Annotated in this window: 22 protein-coding genes; 13 read left to right on the forward strand and 9 right to left on the reverse strand. The window is 68.1% G+C overall.

The genetic code is table 11. The features are described from left to right. The first annotated feature begins 58 nt into the window (after positions 1 to 58). The 11 genes from bchL (at position 59) to BMZ25_RS06505 (ending at position 9168) form a co-directional block, all read left to right on the forward strand. Positions 59 to 955 carry a ferredoxin:protochlorophyllide reductase (ATP-dependent) iron-sulfur ATP-binding protein gene (gene bchL / locus BMZ25_RS06455; protein WP_092690444.1) on the forward strand — a complete coding sequence of 299 codons (897 nt, stop codon included), beginning with the start codon at positions 59 to 61 and terminating at the stop codon, positions 953 to 955. After that, positions 955 to 1644 (forward strand): magnesium protoporphyrin IX methyltransferase, encoded by a 690-nt coding sequence (gene bchM, locus BMZ25_RS06460; protein WP_092690447.1) that lies wholly within the window; start codon positions 955 to 957, stop codon positions 1642 to 1644. The genes bchL and bchM overlap by 1 nt, the downstream gene beginning before the upstream one ends. Next, entirely contained in the window at positions 1641 to 3077 is a 1437-nt protein-coding gene (locus BMZ25_RS06465) for a PucC family protein (RefSeq protein ID WP_092690450.1), read from the forward strand. Before bchM ends, BMZ25_RS06465 begins: the two co-directional genes overlap by 4 nt. Positions 3078 to 3098: 21 nt before the next feature. Next, positions 3099 to 3854 carry a photosynthetic reaction center subunit H gene (puhA, locus tag BMZ25_RS06470; protein WP_092690453.1) on the forward strand — a complete coding sequence of 252 codons (756 nt, stop codon included), beginning with the start codon at positions 3099 to 3101 and terminating at the stop codon, positions 3852 to 3854. A 33-nt stretch (positions 3855 to 3887) separates the two neighbouring features. Further along, the gene (puhB, locus tag BMZ25_RS06475; RefSeq protein ID WP_092690457.1) at positions 3888 to 4520 is read left to right on the forward strand and encodes a photosynthetic complex putative assembly protein PuhB; all 633 of its coding nucleotides are present in this window, start codon (positions 3888 to 3890) and stop codon (positions 4518 to 4520) included. A gap of 11 nt (positions 4521 to 4531) precedes the next feature. After that, complete coding sequence (gene puhC, locus BMZ25_RS06480) at positions 4532 to 5014, forward strand: photosynthetic complex assembly protein PuhC (RefSeq protein WP_092690460.1); 483 nt, start codon at positions 4532 to 4534, stop codon at positions 5012 to 5014. A 12-nt stretch (positions 5015 to 5026) separates the two neighbouring features. Continuing rightward, positions 5027 to 5323, forward strand: a complete 297-nt coding sequence (locus tag BMZ25_RS06485; RefSeq protein ID WP_092690464.1) for a hypothetical protein — start codon at positions 5027 to 5029, stop codon at positions 5321 to 5323. Continuing rightward, entirely contained in the window at positions 5320 to 6438 is a 1119-nt protein-coding gene (acsF, locus tag BMZ25_RS06490; RefSeq protein WP_092690467.1) for a magnesium-protoporphyrin IX monomethyl ester (oxidative) cyclase, read from the forward strand. The genes BMZ25_RS06485 and acsF overlap by 4 nt, the downstream gene beginning before the upstream one ends. A gap of 63 nt (positions 6439 to 6501) precedes the next feature. Beyond that, complete coding sequence (puhE, locus tag BMZ25_RS06495; RefSeq protein ID WP_092690471.1) at positions 6502 to 7299, forward strand: putative photosynthetic complex assembly protein PuhE; 798 nt, start codon at positions 6502 to 6504, stop codon at positions 7297 to 7299. Beyond that, on the forward strand, positions 7289 to 8503 hold the full coding sequence (gene hemA / locus BMZ25_RS06500) for a 5-aminolevulinate synthase (RefSeq protein ID WP_092690474.1): 1215 nt from the start codon (positions 7289 to 7291) through the stop codon (positions 8501 to 8503). The genes puhE and hemA overlap by 11 nt, the downstream gene beginning before the upstream one ends. A gap of 191 nt (positions 8504 to 8694) precedes the next feature. Then, the gene (locus BMZ25_RS06505; RefSeq protein WP_092691003.1) at positions 8695 to 9168 is read left to right on the forward strand and encodes a c-type cytochrome; all 474 of its coding nucleotides are present in this window, start codon (positions 8695 to 8697) and stop codon (positions 9166 to 9168) included. 75 nt (positions 9169 to 9243) lie between these two features. Here the strand turns inward: BMZ25_RS06505 and BMZ25_RS06510 are convergent, their stop codons facing one another. Together BMZ25_RS06510 and BMZ25_RS06515 are read right to left on the reverse strand one after the other, a co-directional pair. Then, complete coding sequence (locus BMZ25_RS06510) at positions 9244 to 10596, reverse strand: ABC transporter substrate-binding protein (RefSeq protein ID WP_092690477.1); 1353 nt, start codon at positions 10594 to 10596, stop codon at positions 9244 to 9246. Between the two features lie 81 nt (positions 10597 to 10677). Continuing rightward, a complete protein-coding gene (locus tag BMZ25_RS06515; RefSeq protein WP_177190402.1) occupies positions 10678 to 11619 on the reverse strand; it encodes a LacI family DNA-binding transcriptional regulator in 942 nt (313 codons plus the stop codon). 109 nt (positions 11620 to 11728) lie between these two features. On the opposite strand from BMZ25_RS06515, the gene BMZ25_RS06520 reads away from it, so the two are divergent. Further along, positions 11729 to 13327, forward strand: coding sequence for an alpha-amylase family glycosyl hydrolase (locus tag BMZ25_RS06520; RefSeq protein ID WP_092691009.1), 1599 nt, complete (start codon positions 11729 to 11731; stop codon positions 13325 to 13327). A gap of 12 nt (positions 13328 to 13339) precedes the next feature. On the opposite strand, the gene BMZ25_RS06525 is transcribed toward BMZ25_RS06520, so the two are convergent. Then, positions 13340 to 14671: a PAS domain-containing sensor histidine kinase gene (locus tag BMZ25_RS06525; protein WP_092690485.1), complete on the reverse strand. Its 1332-nt coding sequence runs from the start codon at positions 14669 to 14671 to the stop codon at positions 13340 to 13342. Between the two features lie 339 nt (positions 14672 to 15010). Between BMZ25_RS06525 and BMZ25_RS06530 the strand changes: the two genes are divergently transcribed. Further along, positions 15011 to 15199 carry a hypothetical protein gene (locus BMZ25_RS06530; RefSeq protein WP_092690488.1) on the forward strand — a complete coding sequence of 63 codons (189 nt, stop codon included), beginning with the start codon at positions 15011 to 15013 and terminating at the stop codon, positions 15197 to 15199. Between the two features lie 46 nt (positions 15200 to 15245). Here the strand turns inward: BMZ25_RS06530 and BMZ25_RS06535 are convergent, their stop codons facing one another. The 6 genes from BMZ25_RS06535 to BMZ25_RS06560 are packed head-to-tail and all read right to left on the reverse strand — an operon-like array spanning position 15246 to position 20505. Next, positions 15246 to 15680, reverse strand: a complete 435-nt coding sequence (locus tag BMZ25_RS06535) for an SRPBCC family protein (RefSeq protein ID WP_092690491.1) — start codon at positions 15678 to 15680, stop codon at positions 15246 to 15248. A gap of 12 nt (positions 15681 to 15692) precedes the next feature. Further along, positions 15693 to 16553: a phosphoenolpyruvate hydrolase family protein gene (locus BMZ25_RS06540; RefSeq protein WP_092690493.1), complete on the reverse strand. Its 861-nt coding sequence runs from the start codon at positions 16551 to 16553 to the stop codon at positions 15693 to 15695. After that, entirely contained in the window at positions 16553 to 17755 is a 1203-nt protein-coding gene (locus tag BMZ25_RS06545; RefSeq protein WP_092690495.1) for a Tm-1-like ATP-binding domain-containing protein, read from the reverse strand. The genes BMZ25_RS06540 and BMZ25_RS06545 overlap by 1 nt, the downstream gene beginning before the upstream one ends. A gap of 11 nt (positions 17756 to 17766) precedes the next feature. After that, the gene (locus BMZ25_RS06550; RefSeq protein WP_092690501.1) at positions 17767 to 18480 is read right to left on the reverse strand and encodes an ABC transporter ATP-binding protein; all 714 of its coding nucleotides are present in this window, start codon (positions 18478 to 18480) and stop codon (positions 17767 to 17769) included. Then, on the reverse strand, positions 18470 to 19237 hold the full coding sequence (locus BMZ25_RS06555) for an ABC transporter ATP-binding protein (protein WP_092690504.1): 768 nt from the start codon (positions 19235 to 19237) through the stop codon (positions 18470 to 18472). Before BMZ25_RS06555 ends, BMZ25_RS06550 begins: the two co-directional genes overlap by 11 nt. Continuing rightward, on the reverse strand, positions 19237 to 20505 hold the full coding sequence (locus tag BMZ25_RS06560) for an ABC transporter substrate-binding protein (RefSeq protein ID WP_092690510.1): 1269 nt from the start codon (positions 20503 to 20505) through the stop codon (positions 19237 to 19239). The genes BMZ25_RS06555 and BMZ25_RS06560 overlap by 1 nt, the downstream gene beginning before the upstream one ends. Positions 20506 to 20511 lie beyond the last annotated feature (6 nt).

A 20511-nucleotide genomic window follows, 5' to 3' on the forward strand; every position in this document is an offset into this window, starting at 1 on the left:
CTCCCCGGGATATTTTCGGACAGAAGAAGGAGGGCCACGCTCTCCGGAAGGACATCCCATGAGCCCCAGAGACGACATTCCGCACCTGCGCGGCGAGGACGGCGAGGGATCGGTGCAGGTCCACCAGGACCCCTCGGTGATGATCGGGAGCGCCAAGGTGTTTTCGATCTACGGCAAGGGCGGGATCGGCAAGTCCACGACTTCGTCGAACCTGTCGGCGGCGTTCAGCACGCTGGGCAAGCGGGTGCTGCAGATCGGCTGCGATCCGAAGCACGATTCCACCTTCACCCTCACGGGGCGGCTGCAGCCGACGGTGATCGACATCCTCAAGGACGTCGATTTCCACTCCGAGGAGCTGAGACCCGAGGATTTCGTCACCGAGGGCTGGGGCGGCGTGCAGTGCATCGAGGCCGGCGGGCCGCCGGCGGGCACCGGCTGCGGCGGCTATGTCGTGGGCCAGACCGTGAAGCTTCTCAAGCAGCACCACATGCTCGAGGACACCGACGTGGTGATCTTCGACGTGTTGGGCGACGTGGTCTGCGGCGGCTTCGCCGCGCCGTTGCAGCATGCCGACCGGGCGGTGATCGTGACGGCGAACGACTTCGACTCGATCTACGCGATGAACCGCATCATTGCCGCGGTGCAGGCCAAGGCGCGGAACTACAACGTGCGGCTCGCCGGCTGCATCGCGAACCGCAGCCGCGAGACCGACGAGGTCGACCGCTATTGCCGGGAGGTCGGCCTGGACCGGATCGCCCACATGCCCGACATCGACGCGATCCGGCGGTCCCGGCTGAAGAAGAAGACCCTCTTCGAGATGCCCGACGAGGACGACATCGTCGCCGCGCGGGCCGAGTATGTCCGGCTGGCCGCGGCGCTCTATGCCGGGACCGAACCGCTGGTCCCGACGCCGATGGAGGACCGGGACATCTTCGAGCTTCTGGGATTCGACTGATGAGCGACACCGCCTACGAGAGCACGCGCGACCGAGTCGAGCATTATTTCGATCGCACCGCCACCGCCGCCTGGGAGCGGCTGACCTCGGACGCGCCGGTGAGCCGGATCCGCGCCACGGTCCGGGCGGGCCGCGACCGGATGCGCGCGACGATGCTTTCGCGCCTGCCCCGCGACCTGTCAGGTGCGCGGGTGCTCGACGCGGGCTGCGGGACGGGGCAGATGACGGCTGCCCTGGCCGAACGTGGTGCCGAGGTGGTGGCGGTGGACATCTCGCCCAGTCTCGTGGCGCTGGCGGAGCGGCGGCTGCCGCCGGCCTGCCGGAACAGGGTGCGGTTCGTGGCGGGCGACATGCTCGACGACGGTCACGGGCGGTTCGATCACGTCATGGCGATGGATAGCCTGATCTATTACGGCGAGCGGGACGTGGCCGCCGCGCTCGCCCGCCTGGCGCCACGGGTCGCGGGGCGGATCGTCTTCACCGTCGCGCCGCGCACGCCGCTGCTGATGGCGATGTGGAGCGCGGGGCGGCTGTTCCCGCGCGGCGACCGGTCGCCGACGATGGTCCCCCACGCGCCCACGGCCCTGTCGCGCGCGGCCGACCGCGCCGGAGTGCCGGGGCGGCTGAGCGAGGTGACGCGGGTCTCCAGCGGATTCTACATCTCGTCGTGCCTGGAGCTCGCGCCATGAGCCGTCGCACGCTCCCCCTGCGTCTGACGGCGCGGTTCCTGCCCTTTGCCGACGCGGCGAGCGCGGGCCTGCCGCTGGGCCAGCTGTTGCGGCTGAGCCTGTTCCAGGTCTCGGTCGGCATGGCAACGGTGATGCTGCTCGGCACGCTGAACCGGGTGATGATCGTGGAGCTGTCGGTCCCGGCGATGATCGTCGCCTGCATGATCGCGCTGCCGGTCCTGTCGGCGCCGTTCCGGGCGCTATTGGGCTTCCGCTCGGACACCCATCGCAGCGCCATCGGCTGGAAGCGCATCCCCTTCCTGTGGTTCGGCACGCTGTGGCAGATGGGCGGGCTTGCCCTGATGCCCTTCGCGCTGCTGGTGCTGGGCGGCGACACGGTGCACGACGTGCCCTTCGCCGGCGAGGTGCTGGCAGCACTGGCCTTCCTGATGACCGGGCTCGGGCTGCACATGACGCAGACCGCGGGCCTGGCGCTGGCGGGGGACAGGGCGGACGACGAGACCCGGCCGCGGGTGGTGGCGCTGCTCTACGTGATGTTCCTGGTGGGCATGGCCGTGTCGGCGCTGATCATCGGCGCGCTCCTGGCCGAGTTCAGCGCCCTCCGCCTGATCCGCGTCGTGCAGGGAACGGCCGTGGCCACGGTTCTGATAAACATCGTGGCGCTGTGGAAGCAGGAGAGCGTGCGGCCGATGTCGGCCGCCGAACGCGCCGCGCCGCGCCCGAAGTTCGCCGATGCCTGGGCGGATTTCGCCGGAGGCGGCGATGCCGGCCGGCTGCTGGCGGTGGTGTTCATCGGCACGCTCGCCTTCAACATGCAGGACGTGCTGCTCGAACCCTATGGCGGCGAGATCCTGGGCCTTTCGGTCAGCGCCACAACGATGCTGACGGCGCTCTGGGCGACCGGCGCGCTGGCGGGCTTCGTGGCGGCGGCGCGATGGCTGAAGGGCGGGCTTTCACCCTATCGCATGGCCGCGCGCGGCATCCTCTGGGGCATCAGTGGCTTCTCGTTCGTGGTGTTCTCGGCGCCGATGCACTCGCCCGGCCTGTTCTATGTCGGCGCGACCCTGATCGGGCTGGGCGGGGGGCTGTTCGCGGTGGCGACGCTCACCGCCGCGATGACGATGCCCGCCGCCGGCCGCGCCGGGCGCGGGCTGGCACTGGGGGCCTGGGGCGCGGCGCAGGCCAGCGCGGCGGGCCTGTCCATCGCGCTTGGCGGCACGATCCGCGACGGCGTCAACGCGCTGGCGACCTCGGGCGCGCTCGGCCAGGCGCTGGCCACACCGGCGACCGGCTATTCGACCGTCTATCACCTGGAGATCGCGCTTCTGTTCGGCACCCTCATCGCACTGGGGCCGCTGGTGAAGCTGTCGTTCCTCTCCCCGCAACCCTGTCCACAGCACGGCAAGATCGGCCTGGCCGATTTCCCCACCTGACCGCAAGAGGAGGACCATCCCATGGTCGGCGTCACATTCTTCGGAAACTTCGATCTGGCCAGCCTGGCGATCTGGCTCTTCTGGCTCTTCTTCGCGCTGCTGATCTACTACCTGCAGACCGAGAACATGCGCGAGGGCTATCCGCTCGAGGACGAGGACGGCAACATCGCGCCGAACCAGGGGCCGTTCCCGGTGCCCGCGCCCAAGACCTTCGACCTGCCGCATGGCCGCGGCACCGTCATCGCACCGAGCCCCGAGAACGAGGAACAGCACCGCCGGCACGGGCTGGCGCTGGCGCGCACGGCACAGACCGGCGGCTTTCCCCTGGCCCCGACCGGCGACCCGATGGTCGACGGGGTCGGCCCGGCCTCGTGGGTGCCGCGCCGGGACGCGCCCGAGTTGGACGGCGCCGGACATCCGAAGATCGTGCCGATGTCGGGCCGTGAGGATTACCTCGTGTCCGCCGGGCGCGACCCGCGCGGACTACCGGTGGTGGCCAAGGATGACCTCGTCGTGGGCCATGTCACCGACATCTGGGTCGACATCCCCGAGCAGATGGCCCGCTACATCGAGTTCGAGATCGAACCCGAGTTCGGCGGCGGCACGCGGCTGGCGCCGATGACGCTGGTGCGGATCACCGACCGCTGGGTCGACGTCTATTCGCTGACCGCGCCGCGCATCGCCGGCATCCCGACCACGCGCTCGGCGACCGAGATCACCCTGCTCGAGGAAGAGAAGATCGCCGCCTGGTACGCGGGCGGACTGCTCTACAGCTGACGCCGCTTCGCGCATCCCGAGGGAGGACACACCATGAGCCACGACGACTTCGCAACCGAGCCTGTCCCCGGCCTGCCGGAACGCCCGCCGAAGGGAGAGCTGATCCTGTGGCAGGGGCGGCCGGATACGCTGGCGCTGGCGCGCTCGTCGCTGGGGCTCAGCTGGGTGGCTGGCTACTTCGCGGTGCTGACCGCGTGGCGGATCGGCGTGTCGGCCACCGACATCGGCCTCTGGGCCGCGCTGCCACTGGGGCTGCCCTTCGTGGGGCTCGGCGCGGCGGCCTGCGGGCTGATCCTGCTGGTGTCCTGGGCGCAGGCCCGCGCGACGCTCTACACCATTACGACCGACCGGGTCGCGATGCGGATCGGCGCGGCGCTGACGCTCACGCTGAACCTGCCCTTCGCGCGCCTCGCCTCGGCCGACCTGGGCGCGGAGCCCGGCGGCACCGGCACGCTGGCGCTGCGGACCCTGGGAGAAACCAGGCTGAGCTATCTCGTTCTCTGGCCCCATGTCCGCCCGTGGCGGATGAAGCGGACCGAGCCGGCGCTGCGCTGCATCCCCGAGCCCGACAGGGTCGCCGGCATCCTGGCCCGCGCGGCCGAGACCAAGATCACCCGCCCCGAAATCGCCCCCGCCGCCGCCGCGGCGCCGGTGGCCGCCGAATAGGAGGGCGCGCCATGACCCAGCGCACCGAGACGGGCCTCTACTTCGATGCCGAACGCCGCGAACTGCAGGCACGGGACCGCGAGATGATCCCGACGCGGCTGGTGCTCGCGATGGCCGGGCTCGCGCTCGCGTCGCTGGCGCTGGTGAGCTTCGCCGTCCTGACGGAGCGGCCCGCGGTCGGCGCGCCGCACGCGGCCGCGCAGGTGGCGGAACGACAGATGATCCTGTCCGGAAACGGGGTGGCCGCGCGCGCCGCCACGCCGGACGGTCGCGTCCTGATGGACGCCGAGAATGGCGGCTTCATCGCCGTCGTGACCTCGGGCCTCGACAGGGCCCGGGTGAAGGCGCGGGTGGAGGACAATCCCCCCGTGACGCTGACCCGTTTCGCCAACGGGCGGCTCAGGCTCTCCGACCCCGCGACGGGGTGGAGCACCGAACTGACGTCGTTCGGGGCCGGCAACGCGCTGGCCTGGACGGCACTGTTCGAGAAATGAGGGAACCGAACCATGGGACTGTTCACACGCAACACCGAAACCGCGCCCTGCACGGTCGAGGTCTGCCACAAGTTCGAGGAATTGTCGGCGCATGTCCGGCTCGACAACGGCGCGGTCATCCATCCGGGTGACAGCGTCCAGGTTCAGGGACCGCCGGTCATGGCGCCCTGGGATCACCACGTCGTCGAAAGGCGCACGGCAAAGATCACCCGCGCGAGCGCGCTCGAGCGGTTCTGGACGAGGATGACCGGAGACCTGGAATTCATGGAACTCTGCGAGTTCTCCTTCTCCGAGGAGGCAACACTATGAACGCCCATGCCGCCGACGCCACCACCGTCGAGGAAGGCCTCGCCATCCAACAGGAAAAGGCGAAATTCGACACCAAGGCCGCCACAGACCTGGCGATGCAGAACACGCTGCTCACGCCGCGCTTCTACACCACCGATTTCGACGAGCTCGACGCGATCGACGTCTCACCCGTGCGCGAGGACTGGGACGCGCTCCTGGCGCGGATGAAGGCGGACCCCAACAAGGGACACTTCAAGAAGAACGAGGACTGGGATGCCATCGACTGGGAGGGCATGGAGCCCGAGCTGAAGAAGGAGTTCCTGGACTTCCTGATCTCGTCCTGCACTGCCGAGTTCTCGGGCTGCGTGCTCTACAAGGAGATGAAGCGCCGCGGCACCAACAAGGACATCTGCGAGCTTTTCAGCTACATGAGCCGCGACGAGGCGCGTCATGCCGGCTTCATCAACGACGCGCTGCGCGAGGCCGGCGTGGCGGTGAACCTGGGCTTCCTGACGAAGGAGAAGAAATACACCTTCTTCCGGCCCAAGTTCATCTACTACGCCACCTATCTCAGCGAGAAGATCGGCTACGCCCGCTACATCACGATCTACCGCCATCTCGAAGCGCACCCCGAGCACCGTTTCCACCCAATCTTCAAGTGGTTCAAGGAATGGTGCAACGACGAGTTCAGCCACGGCGAGGCCTTCGCCCTGCTGATGCGCACGGACCCGAAGATCACCCAGAGCTTCGCCAACAAGCTGTGGATCCGGTTCTTCCTGACGGCGGTGTTCTCGACCATGTGGATCCGCGACCACGCGCGGCCCCGGTTCCACGAGGCCCTGGGCGTCGACATCGACTGGTACGACCAGGAGGTCTTCCGCAAGACGTCGACGATCGCGCGACAGGTCTTTCCTGTCGAGCTGGACCTGGATCATCCGCGCTGGCGTCGGGGACTGGACGCGATGGACCGCGCCTTCCGGGCGATGGACCGCGCCAAGGCGCGCGGCGGCCCGGCGGGCCTGGCGGGCCGGATGATGGCCGGCAGCCGCGCGGCGCTTGCCTTCGTCTCGCTCTACACGATCCCGGTGAAGAAGAACGACGTGCCCGAAAGCGTGCGGCTCGAACCGGCGTATTGACGTAATCGCTCCGGCGGCCCCGACGGGCGGCCGGAGCCCCTGGAAGCGGAAAGGAAGACACAGGTGGGCAACCTCTGGATCGCAGCGTTCGTGGCTCTCTTCGTGTGGTGGTTCGCCACCGGTGCGATCCTGTGGGCCGTGAAGCGCGCCGACCGCCTGGGTCCGGGCGCGCATGTCACGGGCGTGATCCTCGGGCTTCCGCTGCTGCTGGGCGGCGCGGCGGCCCTGGGCTGGTCGCTGGACCGCACCGGGCCTTTCGCAGCCTACGCCGGGTTCCTGTCGGCCCTCGCGATCTGGGGCTGGATCGAGCTTGCCTTCCTCTCCGGTGTCGTCACCGGGCCGAACCGCCTTGCCTGCCCGGCCCGCCTGCCCCTGTGGGACAGGTTCCTGCGGGCCTGGGGCACGGTGGCCTATCACGAGATCCTGCTGGCGCTCGCCCTGTCGGGCATCCTCTGGGCCAGCGCCGGCGCATCGAACCCGGTCGCGCTCTGGACATTCGCCGTGCTCTTCGCGGCGCGCGTGTCGGCCAAGCTGAACCTGTTTCTCGGCGTGCCGCGCGTTCACACCGAATTTTTACCACGACCGCTCAAGCATCTGCCGAGCCATTTCCGCATTGCGCGGCAGACCTGGGCCTTTCCCGTCTCGATCCTGGGGCTGTCGCTCGCCGCCTACTGGTGGACCGAGCGGGCGATGGCGACCGGAGAGGTGCAGTACGCCCTTCTGGCCGCGCTCACCGCGCTGGCGCTCCTGGAACACTGGCTGATGGTTCTGCCGCTGCCCGACGACAAGCTCTGGCGCTGGATGCTGCCCGCGCCGGAAACCGACAAGACCAAGTCTGCGAGGATGCAAGATGGATTATGACACGCTGTTCCAGGCCCAACTGGACGACCTGAAGGCCGAAGGGAACTATCGCATCTTCGCCGAGCTGGAGCGCCGCTGCGGGACCTACCCGCGCGCCACGAGCTACGAGGGCGGCGGCACCTCCGAGGTCACCGTCTGGTGTTCCAACGACTATCTCGGGATGGGACAGCATCCCGACGTGGTCGGCGCCATGGTCGAGGTCGCGCAGACCTGCGGCACCGGGGCGGGCGGCACCCGCAACATATCGGGCACCAACCATCACCATCTGCTGCTGGAGCGCGAGATCGCCGATCTCCACGACAAGGAGGACGCGCTGCTGTTCACCTCGGGCTACGTCTCGAACTGGGCCGCGCTGGGAACGCTGGGCGCCCGCCTGCCCGGCGCCGTCATCCTGTCCGACGCCCTGAACCATGCCAGCATGATCGAGGGCATCCGCCATTCCCGCGCCGAAAAGCGGATCTGGCGGCACAATGACCCCGAGGACCTGAACCGCCACCTCTCGGCGCTGGCCGCCGACGTCCCCAAGATCGTCGCCTTCGAATCCGTCTACTCGATGGACGGTGATATCGCCCCCATCGACGAGATCGTCGACGTCGCCGAGGCGCATGGCGCCATGACCTATCTCGACGAGGTGCACGCCGTCGGCATGTACGGCCCACGCGGCGGCGGCGTCGCGGAAGAGCGCGGGTTGATGGACCGCATCACGCTGATCGAGGGAACGCTGGGCAAGGCGTTCGGTTGCTTCGGCGGCTACATCTCGGGGTCGGCGGCGCTCTGCGATTTCATTCGCTCGTTCTCCAGCGGTTTCATCTTCACCACCGCCCTGCCCCCGGCCGTGGCCGCGGCGGCGCGGACCTCGATCGCGCATCTCAAGACCAGCCACCAGGAGCGCGCCCGGCAGCGGGCGCAGGTGGCCAAGCTGCGCGCACGCCTCGACGCGATGGGCATCCCGCACCTGCCGAACCCGAGCCACATCATACCCGTGATGATCAAGGACCCGGTGAAGTGCCGGCAGATCAGCGACACGCTGATGCACGATTTCGGGATCTACGTTCAGCCGATCAACTATCCGACGGTCCCTAAGGGAACCGAGAGGTTGCGCATCACGCCGGGCCCTCTGCATTCGGATGCGGACATCGACCATTTCGCGCAAGCCCTGAACAGTCTCTGGCGGCAATGCGCGCTGGCCCGTGCCGTTGCCTGACCATCCGCCCGGTTCTTCGCCCCTTTCTCCCTGCCCTCCCGCGCCGGACCGGCGCGAGAGCGGCCTCGGCCATGCCCGCCCGTCGCGCGGCATGCCGTCGCGTCGCTTGCTCGGACTCGGCGATGCGCTATTTTCAACCTGCGATGCCGGGCGGCACGCTGCCCGGTTTCCAATCCAACAGCGAGGTTTCTATGCTCCATCGTATCGCCATCGCCGCCGTGACGGTTGCCACCGCCTCGGCCGCGCAAGCCCAGGATGTCGGAGACGCGTCCGCCGGGGAACAACTCTTCAACCAGTGCCAGACGTGCCATGTCGTCGTCGATGACGAGGGCAACACGATCGCCGGTCGCAACGCGCGGACCGGCCCGAACCTGTACGGCGTGATCGGGCGCCAGGCGGGAACGGTGGAAGATTTCCGCTATGGCGACGCCATGGTCGAAGCCGGCGAGCAGGGTCTCGTCTGGGATGCCGAGACCTTCGTTCAGTACGTGCAGGACCCGACCGGCTTCCTGCGTGAATACCTCGACGATAGCCGCGCGCGCGGCAAGATGTCGTTCCGCGTGCGCTCGGAAGAGGATGCCCAGAACCTCTACGCCTATCTCGCCTCGGTCGGTCCCGATGGCGGCGAAGGCGACGGCGACGGCGAGGAAGACAGCGGCTCCTGACGCCCCGCTGCTCTTTCAATGACGAAACCCCGGCCCTGGGCCGGGGTTTCTTGTTTCACGGGTCGTCGCGACGCCTCACTTGATGCGCGACCACCGCTCCTGCACCGCGGCGGCGACGTCCCCGGCCGAAGCGCCGGTCTGGTAGTCGACCATCGCTTCCCAGAAGGCGGATGTGCCGATCTCGCTCGGCATCAGGTCGGAGCCGTCGAACCGGAAGGTCGAGGCGTTCGTCAGGATCTCGCCCTGCGCCGCCTGCGTCTCGGTCGCGTAGGTTTCGGTGTTCGCCTCGAGATGCGGCGTCAGGAACTGGCCCTGGCTGATCTGCAACTCGTGCGCCACCGGCGTCTTGAGGAACTCGACGAAGGCGCGGGAGATGTCGCGATCCGAGGTCATCGAGATCACGCCGCCCGAACCGAGCACCGGCTTGCCCAGTTCCTTGTCGGCGTAGGCCGGGAAATAGAAGAAATCGGCGTCGAGCCCGACCTCCACGTCGGACGGGAAGAAGTTCGGCACGAAACTGGCCTGCCGGTGCAGGTAACATTCCGGCGGAAAGCTGAAGAGGCCCGCGGGGCTGTCGCGGAAATCGGTCGTCGCCACGGCGTCGCTGCCTCCGGCGACGAAGTCGTCGTTGCGGGCGAACCAGCCATACTCTTCGATCGCCGCGACGATGCGCGGATCGTCGAACGGGATCTCGTTGGTGACCCACTGGTCGTAGACCTCTGGCGGCTGGGTGCGCAGGACAAATTCCTCGACCCAGTCGGTCGCCGGCCAGCCCGTCGCGTTGCCGGCGCCGAGGCCGATGCACCACGGCGTCTCGCCGTCCTCGACGATCCGCTCGGTCAGCGCCTTCAGCTCTTCCATCGTCTCGGGCACCTCGTAGCCCGCCTCGTCGAAGATCTCGGGCGCGTACCAGACGAGGCTCTTGACGTCGGCGCCGAAGATCGTGCCGTAGATGTGCTCGTCCCCCTCGGGGCCCGGATAGGTCACGAGATCGGCCCATGACGAGCCGGCGGCGAAGGTCTCTTCGAACCATTGCCGGTTGGCGTCGTCCAGCGGCACCAGCACGCCACGCCCCGCCATGTCCGCGGCAAGGCCGGGCTGCGGGAACATGGCGATGTCCGGCAGGGTCTGCGATTCGGCGGCGATGACGATGTCCTGCTCGAAGCTGTCCGAGCCCGACAGCGTCACGGTCGCACCAGTCGCCTCCTCGAAATAAGCGAACAGGTTCTCGAGCTTGTCCTTGTCGCGCCCGGTGGAGGCGCCCAGCACTTCGAGCGCCTCGCCCGAGAAATCGTACTGGTCCGCGAAGGACTGGTAGGCGACCCAGGAGAACGGCCCTTCCCCGATCGGTTGGATCAGGTCCTGCGACACGGCCGGTCCGGCCATGAGTGCATTGGCGGCAGTGAACGTCAGCAGGCGCTTGGTCATCGTTTCCTCCCTAGAGGCGCTATCCGAAACGTTTCGGAAAACATGCCTGCGGGAAGGATTCGAGTCAACTCCGGCGTTCACTCACTCCGACAGGTGGATATCGAGAAGCGTTTGCGGCCGCCCGCCGGCGATGGCCTCGGCCAGCCCGTCGCAGAGCGGGACCCAGGCGTCCGACAGCGGCGCGACGGTTCGGATCAGGGGCGGCGGCACACGGTCGGCCGCATAGCGCAGCAGCGCGTCGTCGTGCGCGGCGAGCGAAAGGTCCGGACACGCGGCGCGCAGACCCGCCGCGAGCATCATGTTCCCAGCGATCGCACCGTCCATGCCCTTGTCGCGCAGGTATTCTCCGTCGGCGCGTCCACGCGCTTCGGTCATCGGACCCGGATGCACGTGCAGCGTGGCCGGCGCGACACCGGCCTCGGCCAGCGCCGCCTCGGCGCCGGCGCGGCGCAGGCTGGCATATGGCCGGTCCGCCGGACCGTCGATGAGGGCGAGAGACCGGCAGCCCCGACGTAGCAAGGCGGCGGCAAGATCGTGGCCGATTGCCCGGTGATCGATGTCGACGAACGGATAGGCGGCGTCCAGCCGATCGCGCCCGTGCACGATGAAGGGCGTCGCGCTGTCCTGCAGCACGACGATCCGCGGATCATCGAGTTGCGGGTCCGTGACGATGACACCGTCCACCGACCCGTTCTGCACCAGCTTGCGATGCGCCTCGGCCGGGTCGTCCCCTTCGGACAGAACGTGCAGGACGAATTGCAGCCCGCGCCGCGAGAACTCGGCGGAGAGGCCCATCACCGTTTCCATAAGGATCTCGATCTCTACGGTTTCGGACCGGCCCGGAACGATCATCGCAACGAGACCGGACCGCCCCGACTTCAGCTTTCGCGCCGTGAGGTTGGGACGATAGCCGATCTCGCGCGCGCCCTCGCGGACCCGTTCCTTGGTGGCCACGCTGACGTCCGAGTGATCGTTCAGCGCCCGACTCACCTGCGTCACCGACAGGTTTAGATGTCTTGCCAAGTCTTTCAGCGTCGCCACGAGCGCCCCCTATCCGAACGTCCACTTGCGCCGCCGTAACGTTTGGGTCAAGTTCAGCCAGCAACCCGAAACGTTTCGGATGGAGCGAAAGATGACGACAGAGCAAGAATGGTGGCGCGGCTCGGTGACTTACCAGATCTATCCGCGCAGCTTCCAGGACGACAACGCCGACGGCATGGGCGATCTGCAGGGCATCATCCGCCGCCTGCCCCATGTCGCCGACATGGGCGTCGACGCGATCTGGCTGTCGCCGTTCTTCACCTCACCGATGGCCGACATGGGCTATGACGTGTCCGATCACCGCGACGTCGATCCGACCTTCGGGACGCTTGCGGATTTCGACGCGCTGGTCGCCCGCGCGCACGAGCTGGGGCTCAAGGTCATCATCGACCAGGTGCTGTCGCATTCGTCCGACCGGCACCCGTTCTTCCAGGAAAGCCGCTCGTCGCGGAGCAATGCCAAGGCGGACTGGTATGTCTGGCACGACGCCCGGCCCGAAGGCTCGCCGCCGAACAACTGGCAGTCGATCTTCGGCGGGCCGGCATGGACCTGGGACGTGCGGCGGCGACAGTACTATTTCCACCAGTTCCTGAGAGAGCAGCCGGACCTGAACTTTCACAATCCCGAGGTACAGGACTGGGCGCTGGACACGCTGCGGTTCTGGCTGGACCGTGGCGTCGACGGCTTTCGGCTGGACGCGGTGAACCACTACGTCCACGACGCGGAGCTGCGCGACAACCCGCCCGACATCCGCGAAAAGTCCGAGCCGGACTACAAGACCTTCGAGATGCAATACCCGATCCACTCGAAGAACCGTCCCGAGAACCTGACCTTTATCGAGCGCGTCCGCGCCCTGACCGACAGCTACGACGCCCGCACCCTGATCGGAGAGATCGGCGAGGCGCACCACCCTGTCGAGCGGCTTCAGGACTATACCGGGCCGGGACGCCTGCATCAGGCCTACCACACCGCCCTGATGCACAAACCCTACGGCGCCGCCTTCATCCGCAGCCAGCTGGAGGAGATGTTCCGCGACGGCTATGCCGGCTGCCCGAACTGGGCGTTTTCCAGCCACGACGTGCCGCGGCACGTGTCCCGCTGGGCCGACTATGCCGCCACGTCCGAGGCCTTCGCCAAGATGACCTGTGCGCTGCTGCTTTCCCTGCGCGGGTCGGTTTGCCTGTACCAGGGCGAAGAACTGGGGCTCGAGCAGACCGAACTGGACTACGACGAACTGGTCGACCCCGAGGGCAAGACGTTCTATCCTGAAAATCCGGGCCGGGACGGCAGCCGCACGCCGATGCCCTGGACGGCGGACACGCCACAGGCCGGCTTTTCCGAGGCGCCAAAGACATGGCTGCCGATAAAGCCGGCGCAGGCCCGGCGGGCCGTCGACCGGCAGGAGGGCGACCGGGAGTCGGTTCTGAGCTTCTACAAGCGGATGATCGTCCTGCGGCGCGAGCGCCCTGCCCTGCGCTCCGGCGGGATGCGCTTTCTCGATCTGCCGCCGCCGCTGCTCGGGATACGGCGCGGGGACGACACGCTCTGCGTCTTCAACCTCGATCCCGTCGCGTCCGAGGCGGAGTTTTCCGGCATGGGCGGCATCCTGGCGAGCGAGGGCGTGACCTGTGACGGCGCGCACATCTCGTTCGCGCCCAACGGCTTCGTCATCGCGGAGACCGGCGGTTAGCGTGAGGGACCGCTAGGCAGCCACCGCGTCGTCGCTGTTCGACACGACGGTCACGGACACGGGGATCATCACGCTGAAGGTGGTCCCCTCACCCTCCTGGCTCTCGAACGAGATGGTGCCTTCGTGCGCCTCGATGATGGCGCGGGCGATGTTCAGGCCAAGCCCCGTGCCGTTCATCGTGCGTTCCGTCCGTTCGTGCGCCTGCGTGAACCGATCGAACACGGTGGACTGCGCGCGTACCGGGATGCCCGCGCCCCTGTCAATCACGTCGATCCGCGCCATCCCCCCGACGCGCGACAGCCGCACCCGCACGGTTGCGCCCGCGTCCGAGAACTTGGCGGCATTCGAGAGCAGGTTGTTCATCACCTGCACGATGCGGTCCCGATCGCACAGCACGTGCACGGGCTCCGGCGGCCGTTCGACCTCGATCGCGACGTCGAGGCTCGAGGCATAGTGTTCGCTGGACTGCACGGCGTCCTCGATCACCGAGGTCAGGTCGGTCCGGGTCCGCACGATCTTCATCTCGCCCGAGGCCAGCTTCTCGGCATCGAGGATGTCGTTGACCAGCTTGCCGAGACGCCGGCAGTTCTTGTGCGCGATCTCGCAGACGGACTTTGCGCGGGGCGGCAACTCTCCCAGTGCGCCCTCGCGCATCAGCGCCAGCGAGCCGCTGATCGACGTCAGCGGCGTTCGCAGTTCGTGCGTCACCTTGCCGACGAAGGCCGCCCGCTCGGCCTCGGCGGCGCGGGCCTCGGTTATGTCCTGGATGGTGCCGAAACTGCTGATCGCCCAGCCCGAGGGCAGGAACTCGGTCCGCGCCCGCTGGTGGAACCAGCGCGTGCCCCAGGGCAGTTCGAGCCGATACTCGACCTCGTACGACCCGTGATCCCGCAGTGCCGCGCGCTGGGTCTCGTAGACCCGGTCGCGGTCAAGCGGGTGGAGCAGGTTCAGGAATTCCTTGTTCGAGCGCGGCAGGCTTCCGGCATCGAGACAGAAAAGGCGCATGACCTCTTCGGACGCCTCCACCCGGTCGGCCTCGAAATCGTACTTCCACCATCCGATCTTGCCGATCTTGCCGGCCTCTTCCAGCATGTCGCGGGTCGAACGCGTGTCAGACAGGATGCCGGAATAGTCGCGCTTGATCGGACGAAAGACGAGGACGTCGCACAAGCCGACTGTCGCAGCTGCCGAAAGAAGCGCCACGCCGATAACCGACAGGACACCGCCAACCGAGTGATCGCCAACGGCCAGGAAGATCACGCTACTGCCGATCGCCGCGCCGACCAGCACACCCGCCCGTCGCAACCAGGTCCATCGCGAGAGAATACGCGCTTCCTCGTTCATGCCAAAGTCTCCAACCCGAGATGCGGCTGGCTGGCCCCATCTGCGCACACGTTACAACCAAATCTGCCGAGACTTGGGCAATGGCAGGACCATTTGCCCGGACACCAAGGCCCATCACACGGGGTCACGCGGAAAAGCGCCCCCAAAAAGGGCCGAACATGACAGATTCCAAGTACACGACCGCACTCTACATCGCAAAGTGGCCGTATCTAGTCCATTCTGCGGCGCCGCACGCGCCGGCCGGACTTGACCTGCGTCAATGATGCGTGGCGCCGATCCCCCATGCTCGGTCCCGGGCGTCGCGAACCCGCGGGCCGGGATCAAGGAATGAGGGCTGACATGGCGCGTGATGGGGTGAAGGTCGAACAGCACAGCGGGCTCGGGCTGGCCTGGCTTGCAGGCTGGCTGTTCGCGATCGGATATCTCGATCTGTCGTTCTGGCAGGGCGTCATCGCCCTTGTCCTCTGGCCCTATTTCTTGGGCGCGGACCTCGCGGCGCTGCAACCGGCCGCGGCGCCGGCGCAATAGGCCGACGGTGCGGGGCGGAGGCTATCTCTCCGCCCCTGTGAATGGCTCACTCCAGACGGTCGGCGAGCGCCCGGATTCCGGCGGCGAACGTCTCACGCCCGACGGCGTGACGAATGTCGGCTTCGTCCTTTTCGTCGACCTCGAAGGTCGCCCACCATTCCACGAACGTCGCGTCGCGCTCGGTCACCGGCGTGCAGCGGAACGTGGCCACGTAATCCGTGATCGGCATCGGCGAGACGAGGATGGTGTAGGTGAAGGCCCGGTCGAGATCGCTGAAGCTCAGCAGCCGTTCGCGCAGGTGCCCGCCGTCGGACAGGGTGAAATTGCGCACGCAGCCCACCTGATCGGCTGACAGGTCGTCCTCGATGCTGCTTTCGGCGATGCGCGGATGCCATTCCCCGTGACCGTTGTAGTCGCGGGCCAGGGCCCAGACCTTGTCGGCCGGGGCGTTGACGATGTCGCTCACATAGACGCTTGCCATCGTGTCCTCCGCTTACTGGGGCGCGCGGGCCGAACGGCCCTCACCGCGCTTGAGGTCCTTGAAGTGCCGCGTCTGCTCGATCAGCGCGCGTTCGGTCGGGAGCCGCTCCATCGAGCTGGCGCCGTAGAAGCCGTGGCAGCCGGGGCAGTTGTCCAGCACGAAGGCCGCGTCGCCCGGCATCGCGATCGGACCGCCGTGGCAGATCAGGATCGCGTCGTCGCGCACCCGCCGCGCGGCCTCGGAGATCGCGTTGACCTCGTCGACGCAATCCTCGAGCGTCCGGGCCGTCTCGGCGCCGATCGCGCCGCCGGTGGTCAGCCCCATATGGGCCACGATCACGTCGGCCCCGGCCCGCGCCATGTCCTCGGCCTCGGTCGGGTCGAACACGTAGGGCGTGGTCAGCAAGTCCTTCGACCGCGCCCGCGCGACCAGGTCGACCTCGTGGCCATAGCCCATCCCGGTCTCTTCGAGGTTGGCCCGGAACGTGCCATCGATCAGGCCCACGGTGGGGAAGTTCTGGATGCCGGAAAAGCCGACGGCCTTGAGCTGATCGAGGAACCAGTCGAAGTTGCAGAACGGATCGGTGCCGTTCACCCCGGCGATGACGGGGGTACTCTGCACCACCGGCAGAACCTCGCGGGACATCTCCATGACGATCTCGTTGGCGTTGCCGTAGGCCAGCAACCCGGCGAGCGACCCCCGTCCCGCCATCCTGTAGCGGCCGGAATTGTAGATCACGATAAGGTCGATACCGCCGGCCTCCTCGCACTTGGCCGAGAGGCCCGTGCCGGCGCCGCCGCCGACGATGGGTCTCCCCTCGGCGATCATCTCGCGGAACTTGGCGAGGATCTCCTCGCGGGCGATACGGGGCATCATCGTCCTCCTGTGGTGATCTCCCGGTACGCCGCCACGAGGGCGTCGGCGAAGGCGGGATCGTTTATGTGATGGGGCAGCCGGACCAGCCGGCGGGTATCGGTCTGCGCGAGCTCGGCCTCGAGCGCGTCGAACAGGGCGGCGCGAGCGGTGGCGTCCTCGAACGGCGCCCCCGGCGCGTCGAGCGCCGAGACGCCACCCTCGGGCAACAGCACGCGCACGGGACCGTCGCAGGCGTTGAGCCTTGCGCCCAGCCAGCGGCCCATGCGGGTATTCTCGTCGGCGGTGGTGCGCATCAGCGTCACCTGCGGATTGTGTTCGTAGAACGTCCGGCCCTTGTATCGGTCCGGCACCGTGTCGGGCGCGCCGAAGTTCACCATGTCCAGCGCCCCGACCGACCCGACATAGGGCACGCCGGTCCGGGCCACCGCACCGAGCCGGTCCTCGGTCGCCGGAAAGACGCCGCCGAACAGCAGGTCGCAGATCTCGGTCGTGGTGGTGTCGATCACGCCCTCGACGAGGCCGGACTTGACCAGTTTTTCCATCGATTGTCCGCCCGTGCCTGTGGCGTGGAACACGAGGCAGTCATAGCCCGGTCCCAGTCGCTCGACCGTCTGGTTCACGCAGGCGGTCGTGACGCCGAACATCGTCAGCCCGACCGCGGGGGTGTCGGCGACCTCGGGCGGGGTGGCGCGGGCCATGCCCGCGATCGCACCGGCGGCGTTGGCCAGGATACGGCGCGAGATCCGGTTCAGCCCGGCGACATCGGTCACCGAGTACATCATCGTCACGTCCGACGGGCCGACATACGGCGCGACGTTGCCCGACGCCACGGTCGAGACCATGAGCTTGGGCACCCCCACCGGAAGCGCCCGCATCGCGGGCGTGATCAACGCGGTGCCCCCCGACCCGCCCAGGCCGATGAGCCCGGCCAGGTCGTCGCGCGACAGGACGAACCGCTCGAAGGCGCGGGCCATCGCGCTCACGGCGCTACCCCGGTCGCCAGTAAAGACCGCGTCGGCGCCCTCGGGGTGATGCGCTGCCACGTCCCGCGCGGCAGTGTCGGCCCCGGTCCCCTCACCCGTCGTCGAAAGGTCCACGAGCGTCGCCTCGGCCCCGGTCGCGGCGATGCAGTCGCGGACATAGGCCAGTTCGGCGAGCTTGGTGTCGCAGGTGCCGGCGACGTAGATGCGCTGTGCCATGATCTCCTCCCTCATGCCTCCGCGCTGACGCCCAGGTAGCGGTTCCTGAGCGCGCGGTCGTTCAGCAGCGTGGCCGCGTCCGTCTCGAGCGCGATCTCGCCGTTCATCATCACCATGATCCGGTCGGACACCTCGGTCGCGACGGTCAGGTTCTGCTCGACCAGCAACAGCCCCACGCCGGACCGCCCGATCTCGCGCAGGACCTCGACGACGTGTTCGACGATCACCGGCGCGAGCCCCTCGGTCGGTTCGTCCATGACCAGAAGGCGCGGGTTCAGAAGCAGCGCCCGCGAGATGGCCAGCATCTGCTGCTCGCCCCCCGACAAGGCGGCGCCGCCGTTCCGGCGCCGCTCGGCGAGGCGCGGAAAGGTGCCGTAGATGCGCTCGACGGTCCACTCTCCGTCCGGCTTGCCGACGAGGCGCAGATGCTCGTCCACGCTGAGCGACCGGAAGACGCGGCGCCCCTGCGGCACATAGCCGATGCCGGCGCGCGCCACCTTGAAGGCGCGGCGTCCGCTGATCCGCTCGCCGCCCAGGCGGACCTCGCCGCCAGACGACGGGACGAGCCCCATGATCGCCTGGCAGAGCGTCGTCTTGCCCATGCCGTTGCGGCCGACGATCGACAGCGGTGCGGTGCCGGTCTCGAGCGTGACGCCGTGCAGGACGTGGCTCGAGCCGTAGTAGACGTGCAGCCCGTCGACGGAGAGAAGCGGATCACTGGCCATGTTTGCCCATGTAGATGTCCTGGATGTCCTGGTTCGCCGCGATCTCGTCGGGCGTGCCCTCGGCCAGAAGGCGGCCGTTGTGCATCACGGTGACGAAGTCGACGGCCTTGAGCGCGATATCGAGGTCATGCTCGATCAGGATCAGCGTCAGGTCGCGCGGCAGGTCGGCAAGCATCGCCATCAGCGACTCGCGCTCGCGCGTCGACAGGCCCGCGGCCGGCTCGTCCAGCAGCAGAAGTCGCGGCGTGTGCGCCAGCGCCATGCCGAGTTCCAGCTGGCGCTGCTCGCCGTGGCTCAGCTCGCTCGCCGGCGCGTCCAGACGGTCGGCCAGGCCCACGCGCTCGGCCAGCGGGCCGGTGCCGTCGCGGTCGGGCTGCGTCTCGACGCGGCGCCAGATGGCCAGCCGCGGGCCGGTCGCGCCCCGGATCGCGACGTAGAGATTGTCGCGCACGCTCAGCCCGCCGAAGACCAGCGACTTCTGGTAGGTCCGGCGTACGCCTTCCAACACGCGTTTCTGCGGTGACAGGCGGGTGATGTCGCGACCGAAGAGCGAGATGTGCCCCTCGGACGGCGGCAGGTCGCCCGCGATCATGTTGAACAGCGTCGTCTTGCCGGCGCCGTTCGCGCCGAGCACCGCCCGCCGCTCGCCGGGCGCGACGCGCAGGCTCACGCCGTCGACCGCCACCAGCGCCCCGAAGCGGCGGGTGAGGCCCTCGACGACGAGGGCCTCCTCCTGTTTCACGGCAGCGTCGGCCATCACGACGGGCAGGACGGGTTGTCGCGCGACGGCAGGCCCAGCTCCATGTAGGCCTCGCGTCCGAGGCCGAGATACTGGTCGACCTCCTCGATCCGCTCCAGCGGCTCGAGCGCGAGAGAGCCGTCCGCCTGCTCCACGACCTCGTTGATGTAGATCGCGGCGGTCGCCTGCCGGTTCTCGTTCAGGCTCACCGGGCCGGTCGGGCTGGTGAACTCGAGGTTGCTCAGCGCCTCGTTCAGCGCCTCGTGGTCGTTGGACAGGTCCCCCTCGACCTCCTGCAGCGCCAGCAGCGCGGCCTTTGTGTTGGTGTAGTAGTTCGAGGCGAAGAGCGACGGCGACGGCAGACCCTCGTCTCCGAAATAGTCCTGGTAGCGCTGCACGAACTCCTGCCACGCCTCGAGATCTGCGTTGTCCGAGACCGGGCCCGAGGACAGGATGCCGGGCAGGAGCTCACGCGCCGGACCCTGCGTGGTTAGCACGGTCTGGTCGGTGACGTTCGTGCCGCCGACGATGGGAAGCTGCCCGCCCATCTGGGCGTATTGCGACAGGAAGTTTACCGCGTCCGAGCCGCCGAGCACGACATACATCCCGTCGACCTCGCCCGTTTCGAGCGGGAGCTGTGCGATGACCGAGGAATAGTCGTTGTTGCCCACGGGCGTGAAGTACTTGTCCTGCACCGTGCCGCCGGCCTCGCAATAGGTCGCCATGAAGCCGAAGATCTGCGCGTAGGGGAACGAGTAGTCCTCGGACACGATGACGATGTTGTCCCAGCCGCGCTCGTTGACGACGTACTCGCCCAGCGGCGCGGTCCATTGCGCCCCTTCCGTGTTGAAGCGGAAGAAGTTCTCGGCTGGGTCCACCAGCGTCGTCTCGATCGCCGCCGAGCCGCCGTTGAGGAACGTCGTGCCCGGCTGCTCCTTGGCGTATTGCGCGATGCGGATGCCCTCGGAGCCCGAGAGCGGCCCGATCATGATGTCGGCACCGTCCTGCTCGACCAGCCTGCGCGCGGATTCGAGCGCGACATCCGGATTGCCGTCCGAGGACGCGGTGATCATCTCGATCGGGTGACCGGCGATCTCGCCGCCGAACTCCTCGATGGCCAGCTCGACCCCGCGCAGGCCGTCCTCGCCCGGCGCGGCGAACGGCCCTTCGAGCGTGGCCAGCCCGCCGATGGTGATCGTCTCCTCCTCTTGCGCGGACAGCGCCGTGGTTCCCATGAGCGCGGCGAGCGTCGCCGTCGCGCCCAGCGTAAGACCATTGCGTAGCATATCGGG

It is taken from the genome of Tranquillimonas rosea, assembly GCF_900111315.1.
In the GTDB taxonomy this organism is placed as follows: Bacteria; Pseudomonadota; Alphaproteobacteria; order Rhodobacterales; family Rhodobacteraceae; genus Tranquillimonas; species Tranquillimonas rosea.

Excerpts from the sequence above, each read along its gene's own strand:
- BMZ25_RS06560 (WP_092690510.1), bottom strand. The coding sequence starts at position 20,505 with ATGCTACGCAATGGTCTTACGCTGGGCGCGACGGCGACGCTCGCCGCG.
- BMZ25_RS06550 (WP_092690501.1), bottom strand. The coding sequence starts at position 18,480 with ATGGCCAGTGATCCGCTTCTCTCCGTCGACGGGCTGCACGTCTACTAC.
- BMZ25_RS06525 (WP_092690485.1), bottom strand. The coding sequence starts at position 14,671 with ATGAACGAGGAAGCGCGTATTCTCTCGCGATGGACCTGGTTGCGACGG.
- BMZ25_RS06505 (WP_092691003.1), top strand. The coding sequence starts at position 8,695 with ATGCTCCATCGTATCGCCATCGCCGCCGTGACGGTTGCCACCGCCTCG.
- puhA (WP_092690453.1), top strand. The coding sequence starts at position 3,099 with ATGGTCGGCGTCACATTCTTCGGAAACTTCGATCTGGCCAGCCTGGCG.
- BMZ25_RS06530 (WP_092690488.1), top strand. The coding sequence starts at position 15,011 with ATGGCGCGTGATGGGGTGAAGGTCGAACAGCACAGCGGGCTCGGGCTG.
- acsF (WP_092690467.1), top strand. The coding sequence starts at position 5,320 with ATGAACGCCCATGCCGCCGACGCCACCACCGTCGAGGAAGGCCTCGCC.
- bchM (WP_092690447.1), top strand. The coding sequence starts at position 955 with ATGAGCGACACCGCCTACGAGAGCACGCGCGACCGAGTCGAGCATTAT.
- BMZ25_RS06485 (WP_092690464.1), top strand. The coding sequence starts at position 5,027 with ATGGGACTGTTCACACGCAACACCGAAACCGCGCCCTGCACGGTCGAG.
- BMZ25_RS06555 (WP_092690504.1), bottom strand. The coding sequence starts at position 19,237 with ATGGCCGACGCTGCCGTGAAACAGGAGGAGGCCCTCGTCGTCGAGGGC.
- bchL (WP_092690444.1), top strand. The coding sequence starts at position 59 with ATGAGCCCCAGAGACGACATTCCGCACCTGCGCGGCGAGGACGGCGAG.
- puhC (WP_092690460.1), top strand. The coding sequence starts at position 4,532 with ATGACCCAGCGCACCGAGACGGGCCTCTACTTCGATGCCGAACGCCGC.
- BMZ25_RS06540 (WP_092690493.1), bottom strand. The coding sequence starts at position 16,553 with ATGCCCCGTATCGCCCGCGAGGAGATCCTCGCCAAGTTCCGCGAGATG.
- puhB (WP_092690457.1), top strand. The coding sequence starts at position 3,888 with ATGAGCCACGACGACTTCGCAACCGAGCCTGTCCCCGGCCTGCCGGAA.
- BMZ25_RS06465 (WP_092690450.1), top strand. The coding sequence starts at position 1,641 with ATGAGCCGTCGCACGCTCCCCCTGCGTCTGACGGCGCGGTTCCTGCCC.
- BMZ25_RS06545 (WP_092690495.1), bottom strand. The coding sequence starts at position 17,755 with ATGGCACAGCGCATCTACGTCGCCGGCACCTGCGACACCAAGCTCGCC.
- BMZ25_RS06535 (WP_092690491.1), bottom strand. The coding sequence starts at position 15,680 with ATGGCAAGCGTCTATGTGAGCGACATCGTCAACGCCCCGGCCGACAAG.
- hemA (WP_092690474.1), top strand. The coding sequence starts at position 7,289 with ATGGATTATGACACGCTGTTCCAGGCCCAACTGGACGACCTGAAGGCC.
- BMZ25_RS06520 (WP_092691009.1), top strand. The coding sequence starts at position 11,729 with ATGACGACAGAGCAAGAATGGTGGCGCGGCTCGGTGACTTACCAGATC.
- BMZ25_RS06510 (WP_092690477.1), bottom strand. The coding sequence starts at position 10,596 with ATGACCAAGCGCCTGCTGACGTTCACTGCCGCCAATGCACTCATGGCC.